The sequence below is a fragment of the Streptomyces sp. NPDC053560 genome (assembly GCF_044544605.1).
Taxonomy (GTDB): Bacteria; Actinomycetota; Actinomycetes; order Streptomycetales; family Streptomycetaceae; genus Streptomyces.
In genome coordinates, this window is the sequence record NZ_JBITXI010000028.1 from 1 (window position 1) to 16,337 (window position 16,337).

A 16,337-nucleotide genomic window follows, 5' to 3' on the forward strand; every position below is an offset into this window, starting at 1 on the left:
CGATCTGCACGTGCCCGGTCTTGTCGGTGTACGTGTCGATGACCTCGTTGAGGTCCTCGCCGTTCATGGCCAGGTGGTAGAGGTCCATCAGGAACTTGGCGTTGCCGAGCCCGGTGGCGGCGTTGACCTTGTCGACGATCTCGATCGCCTTGGGCGCCGAGACGATCGGGCAGAGCGGCGACTCGGGCTGGTTCAGCGCCTCGATCAGCAGCGTCGCGCCGATGGAGTCGGCGGCCCGCGCCGCCAGGGTGAGGTTGGCGAGGGCCACCTCGTCCTGGAGGGCCGGGTCGACGCCCTCGATGCGGTTGCCGTACAGCGCGTTCAGCGAGGTGCAGCCCATCGTGCGGGCGAACTCCACCGCGACGGGCACGTTGGCGCGGAACTTCTCCGACTCCTCGCCGGGCAGCGAGAGCGCGCCGCGGTCGGGGCCGGGCAGTTGGCCGGCGTAGAAGTTCAGCCCGACCAGCTGAGTACCGGCGTCGTTGAGCGCGTCCCGCAGCGCGTCCAGCTCGGACTGCGCGGGCACCGGCGCGTCGACCCACGGCCACCACAGCTCGACCGCCGTGAACCCAGCGGCAGCCGCCGCGGCGGGCCGCTCCAGCAGCGGCAGCTCGGTGAAGAGGATCGACAGATTGACGTCGAAGCGCGTGTCGGTGAAGCCCATGCGGGTAAGCGCCTTCCGTATTGCGAAACTTTCTTTCTGCTTATTGGAAGACTGCCCGCGGGGGCCGAAAGCTGTCAAGGGGTCCCCGGCGGCCGATTGTGGTGGCCGGCCCGAGGTCGGCAGTAGGTTGACGGTGTGCGATTGAGAGTTGAGTTCACAACGGAACCGTTCGACCTCGACGAGGCCCCGGACCACGCCGTGGTGGCCCGTGAGGTGGTCACGGGCGCCGAGCTGGACGCCGTCGACGTGGGCCCCTTCGGCAACACCGCCGAGGGTGAGGCGGAGCGGGTGCTCACCGCGGTCGACGCGCTGCTCCGGCAGTCCCTGGCGGCCGGTGCCACCCGCGTCTCGCTCCAGGTCAACGTCGTCCCCGAGGGCGACGGGAACGGGGAGGCGGAGCGGTGACCGGGCCTGCCGACCACCCGTTCGTCCAGGCGGTGAAGCCGCTGGTGGACGCGATGGGCGGGGAGATGGTCGCGCCCGAGCTGGCGCAGGGTGACGACGTCGTACTGAACTGGGAGGGCGCCGACCGGGTCGCCGTGCGGCTGCCGCACCTCTCCGACTCCCTCGATCACCTGCTCGCGGACCTGGAGCGCCGGCACGGCTGCCCGCTCGCCGAGCTGGACCGCAAGACCAAGCAGTCGGTCGTGCGCATCCTGGAGACCCGCGGCGCCTTCTCCGTCCGGCACGGCGTGGAGACCGTCGCGGGTGCGCTCGGTGTCAGCCGCTTCACGGTCTACAACTACCTGAACAGGGAGAACGCGGCGAAGAGCGAGGGCTGACGGGTTACCGCTCGCTCACGTCACTGCAAACCGTCACAAGCCGTCGCTCCGGGTTTCCGGAGCGGCGGCTTTTGTGTCGCCGAGTTTTCAACAAAGTGTTGACGTGGTGTTGCCGGGGGACTTAGCTATGGCCAGCCCGTTCAACGCACAGCACGACGCAGCCACGGAGGCTTCCCGTGTCTTCGAGTCCGACTCCGGGGCTTTCCCGGTTCAATGCCGCCGACGTCAGCGAGGCCCAGGCCGCGCTGCACGAGGTGTGTGCCAGCGAGGCGTGGGGGAGCAAGATCCTCGCGCAGCGCCCGTACGCCGACACCGACGCCCTCTTCGCCGCCAGCGACGCCGCCATGGCCGAGCTGACCGCGGAGGACCTGGCGGAGGCGATGGCGGGGCACCCGCCGATCGGCCGCCCCAAGCCGGGGGACCCCACCTCATCCCGCGAACAGCGCGGGATGGCGGGGGCTTCCGAAGAGCTCAAGGCCGAGATGCTCGAACTGAACCTGGCCTACCAGGAGCGCTTCGGGCACGTCTTCCTCATCTGCGCCACCGGCCTGACCGCCGAGCAGATGCGGGACGCCGTCCGTAACCGGATCGACAACGCGCCGGAACACGAACGAGAGATCGTGCGTGGGGAGCTCGTCAAGATCAACCGCATTCGTCTGACCCGCCTCGCAGAAGGAGACGCAGCATGAGCAGCGACACGGCTGCCGCTCACACGTCGGTGTCCACGCACATCCTGGACACCAGCGTGGGCCGCCCCGCAGAGGGTGTGGCCCTCACGCTCTCGGTGCGCTCCGGCAGCGACGGCGCATGGACCGCGCACGGCGCGTCCAAGACCGATGCGGACGGGCGCTGCAAGGATCTGCCGGCGCTGCCGGGCGGCACCACCCACGTGCGCCTCGACTTCGAGACCGAGGCGTACTTCTCCACACCGCAAGCCGAGGAACAGCAGGACGCCCCCGCGCTACGGGACAGCGGAGCCTTCTTCCCGGAGGTGGCAATCACCTTTGCCGTCAAGCCGGGCGAGCACTACCACGTACCGCTGCTGCTCAACCCGTTCGGCTACTCCGTATACCGAGGGAGCTAGCACCGACATGCCCACGATTCTCGGCCAGAACCAGTACGGCAAGGCGGAAAACCGGGTCGTAAAGATCACCCGGGACGGCGACACCCACCACATCAAGGACCTCAACGTCTCGGTCGCCCTCTCCGGCGACCTGGAGGAGGTCCACCTCTCGGGGTCCAACGCCAACTGCCTGCCGACGGACACGACGAAGAACACCTGCTTCGCGTTCGCCAAGGAATACGGCATCGAGTCCGCCGAGCAGTACGGCATCCACCTCGCCCGGCACTTCGTCGACAGCCAGCCGTCCATCCACCGGGCGCGCATCCGCATCGAGGAGTACGCCTGGGAGCGCATCGCCGGCTCCGACGCCAACTCCAAGTTCATCGGCGCCGACGAGGTGAAGCACTCCTTCGTCCGCAAGGGCCAGGAGACCCGCCTCGCGCAGATCACGTACGACGGCGAGAAGTTCGAGGTCCTCTCGGGCCTCAAGGACCTCACCGTCATGAACTCCACGAACTCCGAGTTCTGGGGCTACATCAAGGACAAGTACACGACGCTGCAGGAGGACTACGACCGTATCCTCGCGACGTCGCTGTCCACCTGGTGGCGCCACAACTGGACGTCCGACGACGAGCGGATGCCCCACTGGGAGCGGTCCTACGACCAGGCCAAGAAGCACATCCTCCAGGCCTTCGTCGAGACCTACTCGCTCTCCCTGCAGCAGACGCTGTACCAAATGGGTTCGCGGGTCATCAACAACCGCAGCGAGATAGACGAGATCCGCTTCTCGGCCCCGAACAAGCACCACTTCCGCCAGGACCTCTCGCCCTTCGGTCTCGACAACGAGGCCAAGGACGGGGCCGTCTACTACGCGGCGGACCGCCCGTACGGGCTCATCGAAGCCACCATCCTGCGCGACGGTGTCGACGCGCGCATCCCGGTGGACATGACCAACCTCTGACGGCTCTCCCACGCCGCGAAGTGCCTCGTTTCCCCCTCCCGTTCACCCGCACGGCGGGAGGGGGCCGCGAAACCTGAGGGGAACGACCCATGGCACAGCAATCGCACGTAGAGAAACACCCCGTACCGCCCGTTCCCGTCCACCCGGTGGACGAAAAGCTGGGTCCCAAGCGGCTCGTCCCCGCCGCTCTGCAGCACATCGCCGCCATGTACGCCGGCGTGGTCACCCCTCCGCTCATCATCGGCCAGGCAGCCCACCTGGACTCGGCCCAGCAGACCCGGCTGATCGCCGCGAGTCTCCTCATCGCCGGTCTCGCCACGCTCCTGCAGACCATCGGCCTCGGCCGGTTCGCCGGAAACCGGCTGCCGTTCGTGAACGCCGCCTCCTCGGCCGGCATCACCCCCATGCTCGCCATCGCCGAGACCTCCGCCAAAGGGCACCAACTGCCCGCGATCTACGGCGCGGTCATGGTCGCGGGAGTCTTCTGCCTGGCAGTGGGTCCCTTCTTCGGCAAGCTGCTGAGGTTCTTCCCGCCGCTGGTGACCGGTGTCGTGATCACACTCATCGGCGTGACGCTGATGCCCGTACCGGTCGGCTGGGCCCAGGGCGGCGACGCTCACGCCGCCGACCACGGCGACATGAAGTACCTGGCACTGGCCGGCTTCACGCTCGTCGTCATCCTGCTCATCCAGCGCTTCTTCCACGGCTTCATCAAGCAGATCGCGCTCCTCCTCGGCCTGGTCATCGGCACTCTCGCCGCGATCCCCTTCGGCCTGGCGGACTTCTCCTCGATCCGCGAGGCGCCCGTCGCCGCGCTGCCCACGCCCTTCGCCTTCGGCCCGCCGGAGTTCCAGCCCGCCGCGATCCTCTCGCTGTGCATCGTCATGCTCGTCCTGATGACCGAGTCCTCGGCCGGCATGCTGGCCCTCGGCGAGATCTGCGACCGCGAGTGCACCGGCCGGACCATCACCCGCGGCCTGCGCACGGACGGCATCGCCACGCTCATCGGGCCGATCTTCGGCGGCTTCCCCACCAGCGCCTTCGCCCAGAACGTCGGCGTCGTGTCGCTCACGAAGGTACGCAGCCGTTACGTCGTCGCCGTCGCGGGCGGCGCACTCATCGTCCTCGGGGCCTTCCCCGTCCTCGGTGCGGTCGTCAGCCTCGTACCGATGCCCGTCCTCGGCGGTGCCGGCATCGTCCTCTTCGGCTCCATAGCGGTCAGCGGCATCCGTACGCTCTCCGAGGCCGGTCTGGACGACAGCTCCAACATCATCCTCGTAGCCGTGTCGCTGGGCGCCGGAATCATCCCGCTCGCCGCGCCGACCTTCTACGCGGACTTCCCCGCCTGGGCACAGACCGTCCTCGGCTCCGGTATCAGCGCCGGCGCGCTCGTCGCGGTCCTGCTCAACCTGTTCTTCCATCATCTCGGCACCCGGAGCACCACACGGGCGGCAGTACTGTCAGCTGCATCGCCCGGCTCCGGCACTCAAATCCCGTAGGGCCATGCCGTGCCCAAAACCGCCAGAGAACGAAGGAACCGCCATGGCAGCATCGGCATCCCCTGACAGCGCGGTCGCGCGCATCATCATCGAGAACTGCGCGATCGCGACCGTCGACGCCGACGACACCGAGTACGCCTCGGGGCATGTCGTCGTCGCCGGCAACCGGATCGAGTCGGTGGGCGCGGGGCCCGCGCCCGAGGGCCTGGACGGTGTCGTCCGCCGCATCGACGGCACCGGCCACCTGCTCACCCCGGGCCTGGTCAACACCCATCACCACTTCTACCAGTGGATCACCCGGGGTCTCGCGACCGACCACAACCTGTTCAACTGGCTGGTCGCGCTGTACCCGACCTGGGCCCGTATCGACGAGCCGATGGCGGCCGCGGCCGCACAGGGTTCGCTGGCCATGATGGCCCGCGGCGGTGTCACCACCGCCATGGACCACCACTACGTCTACCCGCGCGGCTCCGGCGACCTGTCGGGCGCCATCATCAAGGCCGCGTCCGACATGGGCGTACGGTTCACGCTGGCGCGCGGCTCGATGGACCGCGGTGAGTCCGACGGCGGGCTGCCGCCGGACTTCGCGGTGGAGTCCCTGGAGGGCGCGCTCGCGGCCACCGAGGAGACCATCGACCGGCACCACGACGCCTCCTTCGACGCGATGACGCAGGTCGCCGTGGCGCCCTGCTCGCCGTTCTCCGTCTCCACCGACCTGCTGCGGCAGGGCGCGGAGCTGGCCCGCCGCAAGGGCGTACGCCTCCACACGCACGGCAGCGAGACCGTGGAGGAGGAGAAGTTCTGCCACGAGCTGTTCGGCATGGGCCCGACCGACTACTTCGAGTCCACCGGCTGGCTCGGCGAGGACGTGTGGATGGCGCACTGCGTCCACATGAACGACTCCGACATCGACGCCTTCGCCCGCACCGGCACCGGCGTCGCCCACTGCCCGTCGTCCAACGCCCGGCTCGCGGCCGGCATCGCCCGCGTACCGGACATGCTCGCGGCCGGCGTCCCGGTCGGCCTCGGCGTGGACGGCACCGCCTCCAACGAGTCCGGTGAGCTGCACACCGAACTGCGCAACGCCCTGCTGATCAACCGCCTCGGCCCGCACCGCGAGGCCGCCCTGAACGCCCGTCAGGCGCTGCGCCTGGGCACGTTCGGCGGCGCGCGGGTGCTCGGCCGGGACGGGCAGATCGGCTCGGTCGAGGCGGGCAAGCTCGCCGACCTGGTGCTGTGGAAGCTGGACGGCATCGGCCACTCCACCATCGCCGACCCGGTCACCGCGCTGGTCTTCGGCGCGGCGGCCCCGGTGACCCTCTCGCTCGTCAACGGCAAGACGGTGGTGGAGGACAACCGCCTCACCACCGTCGACGAGGACGCCGTCGCGCGCAGTGCGCGGAGCGAGTCGCAGCGGCTGGCCCGCATCGCCGCCGAGGGCTGACCCCGGCACGAAGAACCCGTACGGCACGGTCCGTACGGCCCACCTGAAGACTCGGCCGGGGGGGACGGCCCCCGGCTGAGCTTGTGGATCCGAGCGGGATCCACAAGCGCCGTACCCGGGGACGCGGGCACCACCCGCGTCCCCGGGCCGGTTCCACCCGCGCACCGCGTCACCCACGCGCTTCCCGCTCCGCACCACCCGTGTCACCACGCACAACAACCCCCCTCACGCGCCAAGAGCGCCCACTCGCAGCCGCACCTGCACCCGCATTTCGCACGGCATCACCTGGCAAGCCCTCCGTGACAGGCTCGTACCACCGGCCCGGTGGTACAGAAATCGAAGGAGGCCCGCAGTGGCCGCAACTCCCGGGCAGCACGTGGAGGGGGACCGGAAACACCCGGTCGACGAAACCCTCCCGCCTTTCAAAATGTTCACCAGTGGTCTGCAGCATGTGGCCGCTATGTACGCGGGTGTGGTGGCCCCGCCGATGATCGTCGGGCCGGCCTGCGGGTTGAGCGCGACCGAGACCGCGTTCCTCATGGGCGCCAGCCTCTTCACCGCCGGCATCGCGACCCTGCTGCAGACGCTCGGCTTCTGGAAGGTCGGCGCCAAGCTCCCGTTCGTCAACGGCGTGTCGTTCGCCGGCGTCACCCCGATGGTCGCCATCGGCAAGGCGCAGAGCCCCGAGAACGCCCTGCCGATCATCTTCGGGGCGGTGATCGTCGCCGGTGTACTGGGCTTCGTCCTCGCCCCGTACTTCTCCAAGCTGGTCCGCTTCTTCCCGCCGGTCGTCACCGGCACCGTCATCACCCTGATCGGTGTCTCGCTCCTCCCGGTGGCCTTCAACTGGTCCCAGGGCGGCAACGCGGCCGCGCCGGACTACGGTTCGCTGACCAATATCGGCATGGCGGCGCTGACCTTCGTGATCGTGCTGGTACTGCGGCGCACCCTGCGCGGCTTCCTCCAGCAGATATCCATCCTGCTCGGCCTGATCGTCGGCACCCTGATCGCGATACCCGTCGGCATCACCGACTTCAGTGTGATCACCAAGGCCGATGTCATCGGCTTCCCGACGCCCTTCCACTTCGGCGCCCCGCAGTTCGACATCGCCGCGATCATCTCGATGTGCATCGTGATGCTGGTCTGCATGACCGAGTCGACCGCCGACATGCTGGCGCTCGGGAAGATCGTCGGGCGGCCCGCGGACGAGCGCACCATCGAGGGCGGTCTGCGCGCCGACACCCTCGGCACCGCCATCAGCCCGCTCTTCAACGGCTTCGCCAACAGCGCGTTCGCGCAGAACATCGGCCTGGTCGCGATGACCAAGGTACGCAGCCGCTTCGTCGTCGCCACCGGCGGTCTGATCCTGATCGTCCTCGGGCTCTGTCCGATCGCGGCGTCCGTCATCTCCCTCGTGCCGCTGCCGGTGCTGGGCGGCGCGGGCATCGTGCTCTTCGGCTCGGTCGCCGCCAGCGGCATCCAGACCCTGTCCACGGCGGCCCTGGAGAAGGGCGAGAACGCGCTGATCGTCGCGGCGGCCGTCGGCATCGGCCTGATACCGATCGCGGCGCCCGACTTCTACCACAACTTCCCGAAGGACCTGCTGGTCGTGCTGGACTCCGGCATCTCCACCGGCTGTCTTGTCGCGATCATCCTCAACCTGCTCTTCAATCACCTTCGCGCAGGCCGTGAAGGTGAACAGGAGGCGTCGGCGGGACTTCTGGAAGATGGAATTCCGTCACAGCGACCGGCAGCAGGGTCTTCCGCTGCCGGGGTGCACTGACGTAACGTCGTCCCGCCCAGCGCAGACGGAAGTTACTTTCCAGTCTTGAGGCCGGCCCGTCCTGACCTCCCCGTATGCACGGGGAGGGCCGGGGACGAGGCCGGCCGTATCCCGTACGAGACGGAAGAAGCGCCACCCATGAGTTCTGCCCGCGTCCCGTCCGACGCCCCCGCACCACCCGCGGACGCCGCCGCCGCCGTTCACCCCGTCGACGAGGTGCTGCCGGCGGGCCGCATGCTCGTCGCGAGCCTCCAGCACGTCGCCTCGATGTACGCCGGTGCCGTCTCCGTACCGCTCGTCGTCGCGGTCGCGGCCAAGATGTCCGCCGCCGACACCGCCGTCCTCATGGGCGGCAGCCTCCTGATGGCGGGCATCGCGACGCTCCTGCAGACGCTCGGCATCGGCAACTTCATCGGCTCCCGCCTGCCGTTCGTCAACGGCGTCTCCTTCGCGGGCGTCGGCGTCATGCTGACGATCCTGACCACCCAGGGCGGCGTCCAGGCGGGCATGCCCGTCGTCTTCGGCGCGATCATGGTCTCCAGCCTCTTCGGCTTCCTGGTCAGCTCGTACTTCTCCCGCCTCGTACGGTTCTTCCCGCCGGTCGTCACCGGCTCCGTCATCCTCCTCATCGGCGTCTCGCTGATCCCGGTCGCCTACGAGTGGATCGTGGACGGCGCGCCGTCCGGCACCCCGGACCCGAAAAACATCGCGCTGGCCGCCGCGACCATCGTGGTGATGCTGCTCCTCCAGCGCTTCACGCGCGGCTTCCTCAAGCAGATCAGCATGCTCTTCGCGATGCTCTTCGGCACCCTGCTGGCGATCCCGATGGGCCTCGCCGACTTCTCGAAGCTCGGCGACGCCGCCCTGTTCGGCATCCCCGCGCCCCTGCACTTCGGCGCCCCGCAGTTCTCGCTCCCCGCGATCATCTCGATGTGCGTGGTCATGCTGGTGATCCTCACCGAGTCGACCGCCGACATGATCGCCCTGGGCAAGATCGTGGACAAGGAGGTCGACGAGAGGACCATCGCCCGCGGCCTGCGCGCCGACAGCCTCGGCTCCGCGCTCAGCCCGCTCTTCAACGCCTTCCATGCGAGCGCCTTCGCGCAGAACATCGGCCTGGTCGTGATCTCCAACGTCCGCAGCCGCTTCGTGGTGGCCCTGAGCGGCGGTCTGCTCGTCCTCATCGGCCTCAGCCCGGCCGCCGCGGCCCTGATCTCGGTCGTCCCCATGCCGGTACTGGCCGCCGTCAGCCTCTTCCTCTTCGGCTCCATCGCCGTCAGCGGCATCCAGACCCTGCTCCAGGCCGACCTGCACCGTGGCGACAACGCCCTCATCGTCGTCGTCACCCTCGGCGCCGGCCTCGCCCCCGCCCTCTCCAAGGGCTTCTACGACGCGTTCCCGTCCTGGGCGCAGATCGTCCTCGGCTCGGGCATCTCCACCGGCTGCCTGCTGGCCGTCACCCTGAACCTGGTCTTCAACCACCTGGGGAAGCGCGCCCGCACGACGGCGGAGGAACCGGCCGCCGCGCACTGACGGACCGCACCGCCGGCACCAGGTCTCCGGCGGGCGAGGGTGCGTGGGGTGCCCCGCCCGCCGGTGCGCGGTACGCCGTACGGGCCGCTGCCGCGGCGGCCGTGCCGTACGGGCCGCCGCGGCAGCGGGCCGATGATCACCCGATGTGGAACGGATCCCCGTAGACCTTCCAGTCCAGCGGCGGATCCAGATTCAGGTTCCCCTTGTTCAGGAAGACGCGCTGCGCGGTGTCCACGCGGCTGGTGTCACTGTGCGCCTCCTCCTGCTTCATGGCCCACACCCGCGCGTCCAGGAAGGCGCCGAGGTACTTCTTCTCGTCCCCGCCCTGGGCCGGTGGCTTGGCCTTGGCCAGCGCCTTCTTCCGTATGCTCCCGAGGCTGGTCGCGTCGTTCCCGCCCCCGTGCACCACGATGGCGTCGTAGTACGCGAACTGCCCGAGCACCCCGACCCCGTCGGCCTTCCCCTGCTTCACCGCCGGGTTGAAGTACACCCGGTCCCGCTCATCGTTCTGCGCCTTCTGGAAGTCCGCGTCCTTCGCGGCCTTCTTCCAGGCATCGGTGAAGCCCGGGTCCAGCCCCTCGTGCGAGTCGCTGCCGTCCACCTCCCGCAGCGCGGGCAGGTACTTGGCGAGCACGTTTCCCGGCTTGCGCTGCGTGTAGAGCTCCACCAGCTCCAGCATGTCGTGCGTACCGGAGCAGAACCCGATGATGCCGCCGGTGTACCCGCGGCCGTCCCCGATGTCCTCGATGTAGCCGTACTGCGCCTTCCAGTCCAGCGAGGAGTTCTCCGCACTGGACACCAGCTGCATGGCGATCTCCTTCTTCGCCGGATCATCGAGCCCCGCCGCGGCCCGCTGCCCGGCCTCCGCATGGCGTGCGGGGGAGGGGGCGGCGCTCGCGACAGCCGTCGCCGGCACGGCAAGCAGAGCCAGCCCGAGCACCACACGAACGGCAGGCCTGCCGAACGCCACGGTCTTCGATCGGGTGCGCATGATGGATCGCCTCCAGTCAGGAGAGTTCCGTGGGGGGTTCCCCAATCGTTAGGAAGCTTTCCTACCAGACCCGGGAGTTGACGTATACCCGTCAGGGGCGGGGGAGTTGGCCGACGCGGCCCCGGCATACGCGAGTGCCCCCGCCGCGGGGCGCGGCGGGGGCACTGGGCGTGCGGGGCGTCAGACCAGCTGGTCGTATGCCGGGAGGGTGAGGAAGGCGGCGTAGTCGGTGTCCAGGGAGACCTGGAGGAGGAGGTCGTGGGCCTGCTGCCACTTGCCGGCGGCGAAGGCCTCCTCGCCGATCTCCTTGCGGATCGCGTCGAGTTCGGTCGCGGCGACCTCGCGGGCGAGCTCGGCCGTGGCCTTCTGGCCGTTCTCGAACTCCACGCCCGCGTTGATCCACTGCCAGATCTGCGAGCGCGAGATCTCGGCGGTGGCCGCGTCCTCCATGAGGTTGAAGATGGCCACGGCGCCGAGGCCGCGCAGCCACGCCTCGATGTAACGGATGCCGACCTGGACGGCGTTGACGAGGCCGTCGTAGGTGGGCTTCGCGTCGAGCGAGTCGATGGCGATCAGGTCGCCGGCGGCGACGTTGACGTCCTCGCGCAGGCGGTCCTTCTGGTTCGGCTTCTCGCCGAGGACCTTGTCGAAGGACTCCATGGCGATCGGGACCAGGTCGGGGTGGGCCACCCACGAGCCGTCGAAGCCGTCGCCGGCCTCGCGGTCCTTGTCGGCGCGGACCTTCTCGAAGGCGACCTTGTTGACCTCCGCGTCCCGGCGGGACGGGATGAAGGCCGCCATGCCGCCGATGGCGTGCGCGCCGCGCTTGTGGCACGTACGGACGAGGAGTTCGGTGTACGCGCGCATGAACGGGGCCGTCATCGTCACCGCGTTGCGGTCCGGGAGGACGAACTTGGCGCCGCCGTCACGGAAGTTCTTCACGATCGAGAAGAGGTAGTCCCAGCGGCCCGCGTTCAGCCCGGAGGCGTGGTCGCGCAGCTCGTAGAGGATCTCCTCCATCTCGTACGCCGCGGTGATCGTCTCGATGAGGACGGTGGCGCGGATGGTGCCCTGCGGGACGCCGACGTAGTCCTGCGCGAAGACGAAGATCTCGTTCCAGAGGCGGGCCTCCAGGTGCGACTCGGTCTTCGGCAGGTAGAAGTACGGGCCCTTGCCGAGGTCGAGCAGGCGCTTCGCGTTGTGGAAGAAGTACAGGCCGAAGTCGACGAGGGCGCCGGGCACGGCCTTGCCGTCGAGCTGGAGGTGGCGCTCGTCGAGGTGCCAGCCGCGCGGCCGCATCACCACGGTCGCGAGCTCCTCGGCGGACTTCAGCGCGTACGACTTGCCGCTGCGCGCGTCGGTGAAGTCGATCCGGCGCTCGTAGGCGTCGGTCAGGTTGAGCTGGCCGAGGACGACGTTCTCCCAGGTGGGAGCGGAGGCGTCCTCGAAGTCGGCGAGCCAGACCTTCGCGCCCGAGTTCAGCGCGTTGATGGTCATCTTGCGGTCGGTGGGACCGGTGATCTCCACGCGACGGTCGTTCAGGGCCGCGGGGGCCTCGGCGACCTTCCAGGAGTCGTCCGCGCGGATGTGCGCGGTCTCGGGGAGGAAGTCCAGCGTGCTGGTCCGGGCGATCTCCGCGCGGCGCTCGTCGCGGCGCTTCAGAAGCTCGTCGCGGCGGGGGGTGAACCGGCGGTGCAGCTCAGCCACGAAGGCCAGGGCGGCCTCGGTGAGGACCTCGTCCTGGCGCTCCAGGGGCTCGGCGTCGACGATGGCCAGCGGGGACGGCGCTGGTGCGGACATGGGCTGTCACTCCAATTCAGCGGCGGTGCCTTGCGGCCGCCGGGCCGCCCTGGCGGCACTGGGTGCCGAGGGCTCCGAGATACGGTCGCGGGCGCCGTCTGGGGTTCAGGGCGCTTCTGACCAGTGGAGAGTAGTTTCCTTATAGCGGAAGTTCAATGGTTTGTTGACGTCGAGATTCTTTTGATCGACAGATGCCGTGATCGAATGGCGCTGAGTGCCATCGTGGTCACGCTCGATCACCACCGCGCGCGGCGCGCCCCGCTGCTAGTCGGGGCAGGTCGGCAGGCGTGTCGATGTCGTACGGCTCGGCCACGTCCCCGCATTCGACGAGCGTGAGGGCGTCGGCGTGCGCCGCGAGGTAATCCCGGGCACCGCGGTCGCCCACCGCGCGCGCTGCCACCGCCGCCCAGTGCTCCGCGCCGAACAGCACGGGGTGCCCGCGCCGCCCTTCGTACGCCGCCGCTGCCAGATCGGCGCCCGCCTCGTACGCCGCCACCAGTCGCGCCACCGCGGCGGAGCCGATGCCCGGCTGGTCGACCAGCGAGACCACGACGGCGTCCGCGCCCGTACCGGCCAGCGCGGCGAGGCCGGCGCGGAGGGACGTGCCCATGCCCGCCGCCCAGTCGGAGTTCTCGGTGACGGCGTACGCGGACAGCTCGGCCCGCGCGCGTACCGTGTCGGCCGCCGCGCCCAGCACGATGTGCACGGGCCCGCAGCCGCCGTCCCGCAGCACCCGCGCGGCGTTCTCGACCAGCGGCCGGCCGCGGAAGTCCAGCAGCGCCTTGGGCCGCCCGCCCAGCCGCCGGCCGCCCCCGGCCGCGAGCAGCAGCCCGGCGACGGCGGGCCGGCCGGCTCCCGCGGACGGGGCGGTCGGGGGAGTGGTGGGGTGCGCGTCCGCGCCGGAGGAAGTCATGGGGCCTGCTTACCGCATCCCGGCGCATCGCAGCACGCCGCGTCGCGCGCAACCCGCCAGCGCGCCCCGCGCACCACGGGCGCGCCGCCGGAAGTCAAGTCGCGAGCGGGAAGACGGCGATTCTGCGACAGATTTGCCCGCGGGAGCGACGGGAACAGCGCCGGTCACGGTCGTGACGCACCCGGCCGCGGGGGCGCGGGGCCCGGTCCGTGCGCCGGAGGGGCCGGTCGGGCGTCATGTGGCGGCCGGTGAAAGGTCCAACTGAATTTCGCTCTCCGTATGGCGCGAATAGCGCACCGTGGCGTTAACTGATCCGCGGCTGCCCGATGGAGCGGGGCCGGGTGAGGGGGCGATGTGGTGCGATGCGAACCAACGGCCGTGGAGGATGCCGTCGTTGTGGAGCAATGGCAGAGGCAGAGGCCGAAGCAGGAGACCGGGGTCGCGGACGACCCGCGCGTCGAGGCGCTGCGTGTGGCCGTCGCCCGGCTCCGCCGTGAACTGGCCGCCTACCCCGCGGAGCTGCCCGACCGGGGCGCCGCCGAGGAAGAACTGGCCACGCTGGACGCCATGGTGACCGGCGGCACGCCGGAAGTACCGCGGCTGCGCCGCTGCCTGCTGCTGATCGCGGGGGCCGTCGGTTCGGTCAGTGCGCTGTCGCCGACGCTCACCGAGGTCCGCAAGGTCATCGACCTCTTCGGAGACATGCCGCGGAGCTGAATCTCTGCTGAACCTCTTGGGCTTCGGTGACATGCCGCGGAGCTCACGGCCCTCCTGGAGACCACATGCGAAGCGGGGCGCGGGGCATCAGGCCCCGCGCCCCGCTTCGTACGTCCGCGCTCGTACATCCGCGGCGAGCGGCCGCTCCCGCTCTCGCTCCGCTACGCCGGCGTCTGGTTCGCCAGTGCCACCGACAGCTCGCGGGCGACCTCCTGGAGGACCGGCACGATCTTGTCCGTGGCGGCCTCGGTGACCCGGCCGGTCGGGCCGGAGATCGAGATGGCCGCCGCGGTGGGCGAGTCCGGGACCGGTACGGCGATGCAGCGGACGCCGATCTCCTGCTCGTTGTCGTCCACGGCGAAGCCCTGCCCGCGCACCTCTTCGAGGGCGCTCAGGAAGGCGTCCGGCTCGGTGATCGTCTTCTCGGTCGAGGCCGGCATGCCGGTCCGTCCGAGCAGCGCGCGGACCTCCTCCGGCGCGTGGTTCGCGAGCAGCGCCTTGCCCACGCCCGTGGTGTGCGGCAGCACCCGCCGGCCGACCTCGGTGAACATGCGTACCGCGTGCCGGGACGGCACCTGGGCGACGTACACGATCTCGTCGCCGTCCAGCAGCGCCATGTTCGCCGTCTCACCGGTCTCCTCGACCAGACGGGCCAGGTACGGGCGGGCCCAGGTGCCCAGCAGCCGCGAGGCGCTCTCGCCGAGGCGGATCAGGCGGGGGCCGAGCGCGTACCGGCGGTTGGGCTGCTGCCGGACGTAGCCGCAGGCCACCAGCGTGCGCATCAGGCGGTGAATGGTGGGCAGCGGCAGCCCGCTGCTGGCCGACAGCTCGCTGAGGCCGACCTCACCGCCGGCATCTGCCATCCGTTCCAGCAGGTCGAAGGCGCGCTCGAGGGACTGGACGCCCCCGCTCGCGGCTGCGGGCTTGGCTGCGTCGGAAGGGCTGGCGCTGGACGGCGGCACGTCGCGTTCCTTTCGGATCAGGTGGTGTCGGGCCCGGCGCGTGCAGAGGGGGATTCCGCGTCCGACCGGGAGCAGCCTACCGTTCCCCTCCTGTCGACACACTGTCTATCGCACAGTCGTTCCTGCCGGTCAGCCCCCGTTTCGTGACCGGCCGGGGGTGCGACCTGGGTTACTCGCCAGGATCCCTTGACGGTCCTAGTGGGCGAAGCTACGTTCTGCAACTCGAAAGCTACTGCCCATTCTGTGGAATCCTCCAATTCACCGAAGCGCCGGGCCGTCCGCTGCCGCCGCCCCGTCCGGCCGGCCGTACCGGGCCTCCCGTACCGCTTCCCGTGTTGGAGCCTCCGGCTTCCTGGAGTGTCATGCGCATTCTCGTCATGAACCCGAACACCACGGCCTCCATGACCGCGTCGATCCGCGCCACCGCCACCGCCGTCGCGTCCCCCGGCACCGAGATCATCGCCACCGAGCCGCTCTGGGGCCCGGAGTCGATCGAGGGGCACTTCGAGGGCTACCTCAGCGCCGCGGCCGTCCTGGACCGCCTCACCACCCTGGACTTCTCCTACGACGCCCTGGTCATGGCCGGGTTCGGGGAGCCGGGCCGGGAAGGCGCCCAGGAGCTGCTGGACGTGCCCGTCCTGGACATCACCGAGAGCGCCGCCCAGATGGCGATGATGCTCGGCCACTCCTACGGCGTCGTCACCACCCTGGACCGCGCCGTGCCGCAGATCCGCGACCGGCTGCTGACCGCCGGGCTGCTCCAGCGCTGCGCCGGCGTCCGGGGCACCGGCCTCGGCGTCCTGGAGCTGGAGGAGGACGCGGACCGGACCACCCGGATCATCATCGAGACGGCCCGCGAGGTCGTACGCGACGGCGCCGAGGTGATCTGCCTGGGCTGCGGCGGCATGGCCGGGCTCCAGGAGCGGGTCTCCGCCGAGCTGGGCGTGCCGGTCGTGGACGGCGTCGCCGCCGCCGTGAAGTTCGCCGAGGCGGTGGCCGGGCTGGGGCTCGCGACCAGTGCCGTACGGAGCTTCGCCGCGCCGCGCCCCAAGCGGATCGGCTCCTGGCCGCTGAGTGCCCATCTGTCCCTTTCGGCCGCCTCGTCCCCGCGTAACGCCGAATTTTCCTCACAGACATCAGGCATCTGACGTCTGAGGTCTATCTCTAGACATCAGGCATCTGATGTCTTTGCGTGCAGGGATCGCAAGGCCCGCAGGGGCCGTAA

General features: G+C 69.9%; 16 protein-coding genes. 11 read left to right on the top strand and 5 right to left on the bottom strand.

The window, feature by feature from the left end; genetic code table 11:
- Nucleotides 1–664 (bottom strand): TIM barrel protein (locus tag ACIGQF_RS38120; RefSeq protein ID WP_399720580.1); only part of this gene is annotated, 664 nt, incomplete at its 3' end.
- A 135-nt stretch (nt 665–799) separates the two neighbouring features.
- Here ACIGQF_RS38120 and ACIGQF_RS38125 point away from each other — a divergent pair.
- From ACIGQF_RS38125 to ACIGQF_RS38165, 9 genes are all read left to right on the top strand, one after another.
- Nucleotides 800–1,069, top strand: coding sequence for a hypothetical protein (locus ACIGQF_RS38125; protein ID WP_399720582.1), 270 nt, complete (start codon nt 800–802; stop codon nt 1,067–1,069).
- Nucleotides 1,066–1,446 (top strand): helix-turn-helix domain-containing protein, encoded by a 381-nt coding sequence (locus ACIGQF_RS38130; protein WP_399720585.1) that lies wholly within the window; start codon nt 1,066–1,068, stop codon nt 1,444–1,446. The genes ACIGQF_RS38125 and ACIGQF_RS38130 overlap by 4 nt, the downstream gene beginning before the upstream one ends.
- Nucleotides 1,447–1,622: 176 nt before the next feature.
- Nucleotides 1,623–2,135, top strand: a complete 513-nt coding sequence (gene uraD, locus ACIGQF_RS38135; protein WP_399720588.1) for a 2-oxo-4-hydroxy-4-carboxy-5-ureidoimidazoline decarboxylase — start codon at nt 1,623–1,625, stop codon at nt 2,133–2,135.
- Nucleotides 2,132–2,530, top strand: coding sequence for a hydroxyisourate hydrolase (gene uraH / locus ACIGQF_RS38140; RefSeq protein ID WP_399720591.1), 399 nt, complete (start codon nt 2,132–2,134; stop codon nt 2,528–2,530). Before uraD ends, uraH begins: the two co-directional genes overlap by 4 nt.
- A 7-nt stretch (nt 2,531–2,537) precedes the next feature.
- A complete protein-coding gene (gene pucL / locus ACIGQF_RS38145; RefSeq protein WP_399720594.1) occupies nt 2,538–3,470 on the top strand; it encodes a factor-independent urate hydroxylase in 933 nt (310 codons plus the stop codon).
- 89 nt (nt 3,471–3,559) lie between these two features.
- On the top strand, nt 3,560–4,969 hold the full coding sequence (locus ACIGQF_RS38150; RefSeq protein WP_399720597.1) for a nucleobase:cation symporter-2 family protein: 1,410 nt from the start codon (nt 3,560–3,562) through the stop codon (nt 4,967–4,969).
- Nucleotides 4,970–5,012: 43 nt separating this feature from the next.
- A complete protein-coding gene (locus ACIGQF_RS38155; protein WP_399720600.1) occupies nt 5,013–6,413 on the top strand; it encodes an 8-oxoguanine deaminase in 1,401 nt (466 codons plus the stop codon).
- A gap of 352 nt (nt 6,414–6,765) precedes the next feature.
- Nucleotides 6,766–8,196, top strand: a complete 1,431-nt coding sequence (locus ACIGQF_RS38160) for a nucleobase:cation symporter-2 family protein (RefSeq protein WP_399720603.1) — start codon at nt 6,766–6,768, stop codon at nt 8,194–8,196.
- A 138-nt stretch (nt 8,197–8,334) separates the two neighbouring features.
- Nucleotides 8,335–9,729: a nucleobase:cation symporter-2 family protein gene (locus ACIGQF_RS38165; RefSeq protein ID WP_399720606.1), complete on the top strand. Its 1,395-nt coding sequence runs from the start codon at nt 8,335–8,337 to the stop codon at nt 9,727–9,729.
- 136 nt (nt 9,730–9,865) lie between these two features.
- Here ACIGQF_RS38165 and ACIGQF_RS38170 read toward each other — a convergent pair whose 3' ends face one another.
- The 3 genes from ACIGQF_RS38170 to ACIGQF_RS38180 all read right to left on the bottom strand — a co-directional run bounded on the left by ACIGQF_RS38170 (nt 9,866) and on the right by ACIGQF_RS38180 (nt 13,433).
- Complete coding sequence (locus ACIGQF_RS38170) at nt 9,866–10,720, bottom strand: chitosanase (RefSeq protein WP_399720609.1); 855 nt, start codon at nt 10,718–10,720, stop codon at nt 9,866–9,868.
- 180 nt (nt 10,721–10,900) lie between these two features.
- Nucleotides 10,901–12,520, bottom strand: coding sequence for a malate synthase A (gene aceB, locus ACIGQF_RS38175; RefSeq protein ID WP_399720612.1), 1,620 nt, complete (start codon nt 12,518–12,520; stop codon nt 10,901–10,903).
- Nucleotides 12,521–12,746: 226 nt separating this feature from the next.
- Nucleotides 12,747–13,433, bottom strand: coding sequence for an NTP transferase domain-containing protein (locus ACIGQF_RS38180; protein WP_399720615.1), 687 nt, complete (start codon nt 13,431–13,433; stop codon nt 12,747–12,749).
- Nucleotides 13,434–13,829: 396 nt separating this feature from the next.
- On the opposite strand from ACIGQF_RS38180, the gene ACIGQF_RS38185 reads away from it, so the two are divergent.
- Entirely contained in the window at nt 13,830–14,150 is a 321-nt protein-coding gene (locus ACIGQF_RS38185; protein WP_399720618.1) for a DUF5955 family protein, read from the top strand.
- Nucleotides 14,151–14,311: 161 nt separating this feature from the next.
- On the opposite strand, the gene ACIGQF_RS38190 is transcribed toward ACIGQF_RS38185, so the two are convergent.
- Complete coding sequence (locus ACIGQF_RS38190) at nt 14,312–15,112, bottom strand: IclR family transcriptional regulator (RefSeq protein ID WP_361568233.1); 801 nt, start codon at nt 15,110–15,112, stop codon at nt 14,312–14,314.
- Nucleotides 15,113–15,474: 362 nt separating this feature from the next.
- On the opposite strand from ACIGQF_RS38190, the gene ACIGQF_RS38195 reads away from it, so the two are divergent.
- On the top strand, nt 15,475–16,260 hold the full coding sequence (locus ACIGQF_RS38195; protein WP_399720622.1) for an aspartate/glutamate racemase family protein: 786 nt from the start codon (nt 15,475–15,477) through the stop codon (nt 16,258–16,260).
- The last annotated feature ends 77 nt before the right edge of the window (nt 16,261–16,337 follow it).

What these genes read in the sequence shown, in the direction of transcription:
- ACIGQF_RS38180 (WP_399720615.1), bottom strand. Translation starts at nt 13,433, where the DNA reads ATGACTTCCTCCGGCGCGGACGCGCACCCCACCACTCCCCCGACCGCC.
- ACIGQF_RS38195 (WP_399720622.1), top strand. Translation starts at nt 15,475, where the DNA reads ATGCGCATTCTCGTCATGAACCCGAACACCACGGCCTCCATGACCGCG.
- uraH (WP_399720591.1), top strand. Translation starts at nt 2,132, where the DNA reads ATGAGCAGCGACACGGCTGCCGCTCACACGTCGGTGTCCACGCACATC.
- ACIGQF_RS38155 (WP_399720600.1), top strand. Translation starts at nt 5,013, where the DNA reads ATGGCAGCATCGGCATCCCCTGACAGCGCGGTCGCGCGCATCATCATC.
- aceB (WP_399720612.1), bottom strand. Translation starts at nt 12,520, where the DNA reads ATGTCCGCACCAGCGCCGTCCCCGCTGGCCATCGTCGACGCCGAGCCC.
- ACIGQF_RS38150 (WP_399720597.1), top strand. Translation starts at nt 3,560, where the DNA reads ATGGCACAGCAATCGCACGTAGAGAAACACCCCGTACCGCCCGTTCCC.
- ACIGQF_RS38170 (WP_399720609.1), bottom strand. Translation starts at nt 10,720, where the DNA reads ATGCGCACCCGATCGAAGACCGTGGCGTTCGGCAGGCCTGCCGTTCGT.
- ACIGQF_RS38165 (WP_399720606.1), top strand. Translation starts at nt 8,335, where the DNA reads ATGAGTTCTGCCCGCGTCCCGTCCGACGCCCCCGCACCACCCGCGGAC.
- pucL (WP_399720594.1), top strand. Translation starts at nt 2,538, where the DNA reads ATGCCCACGATTCTCGGCCAGAACCAGTACGGCAAGGCGGAAAACCGG.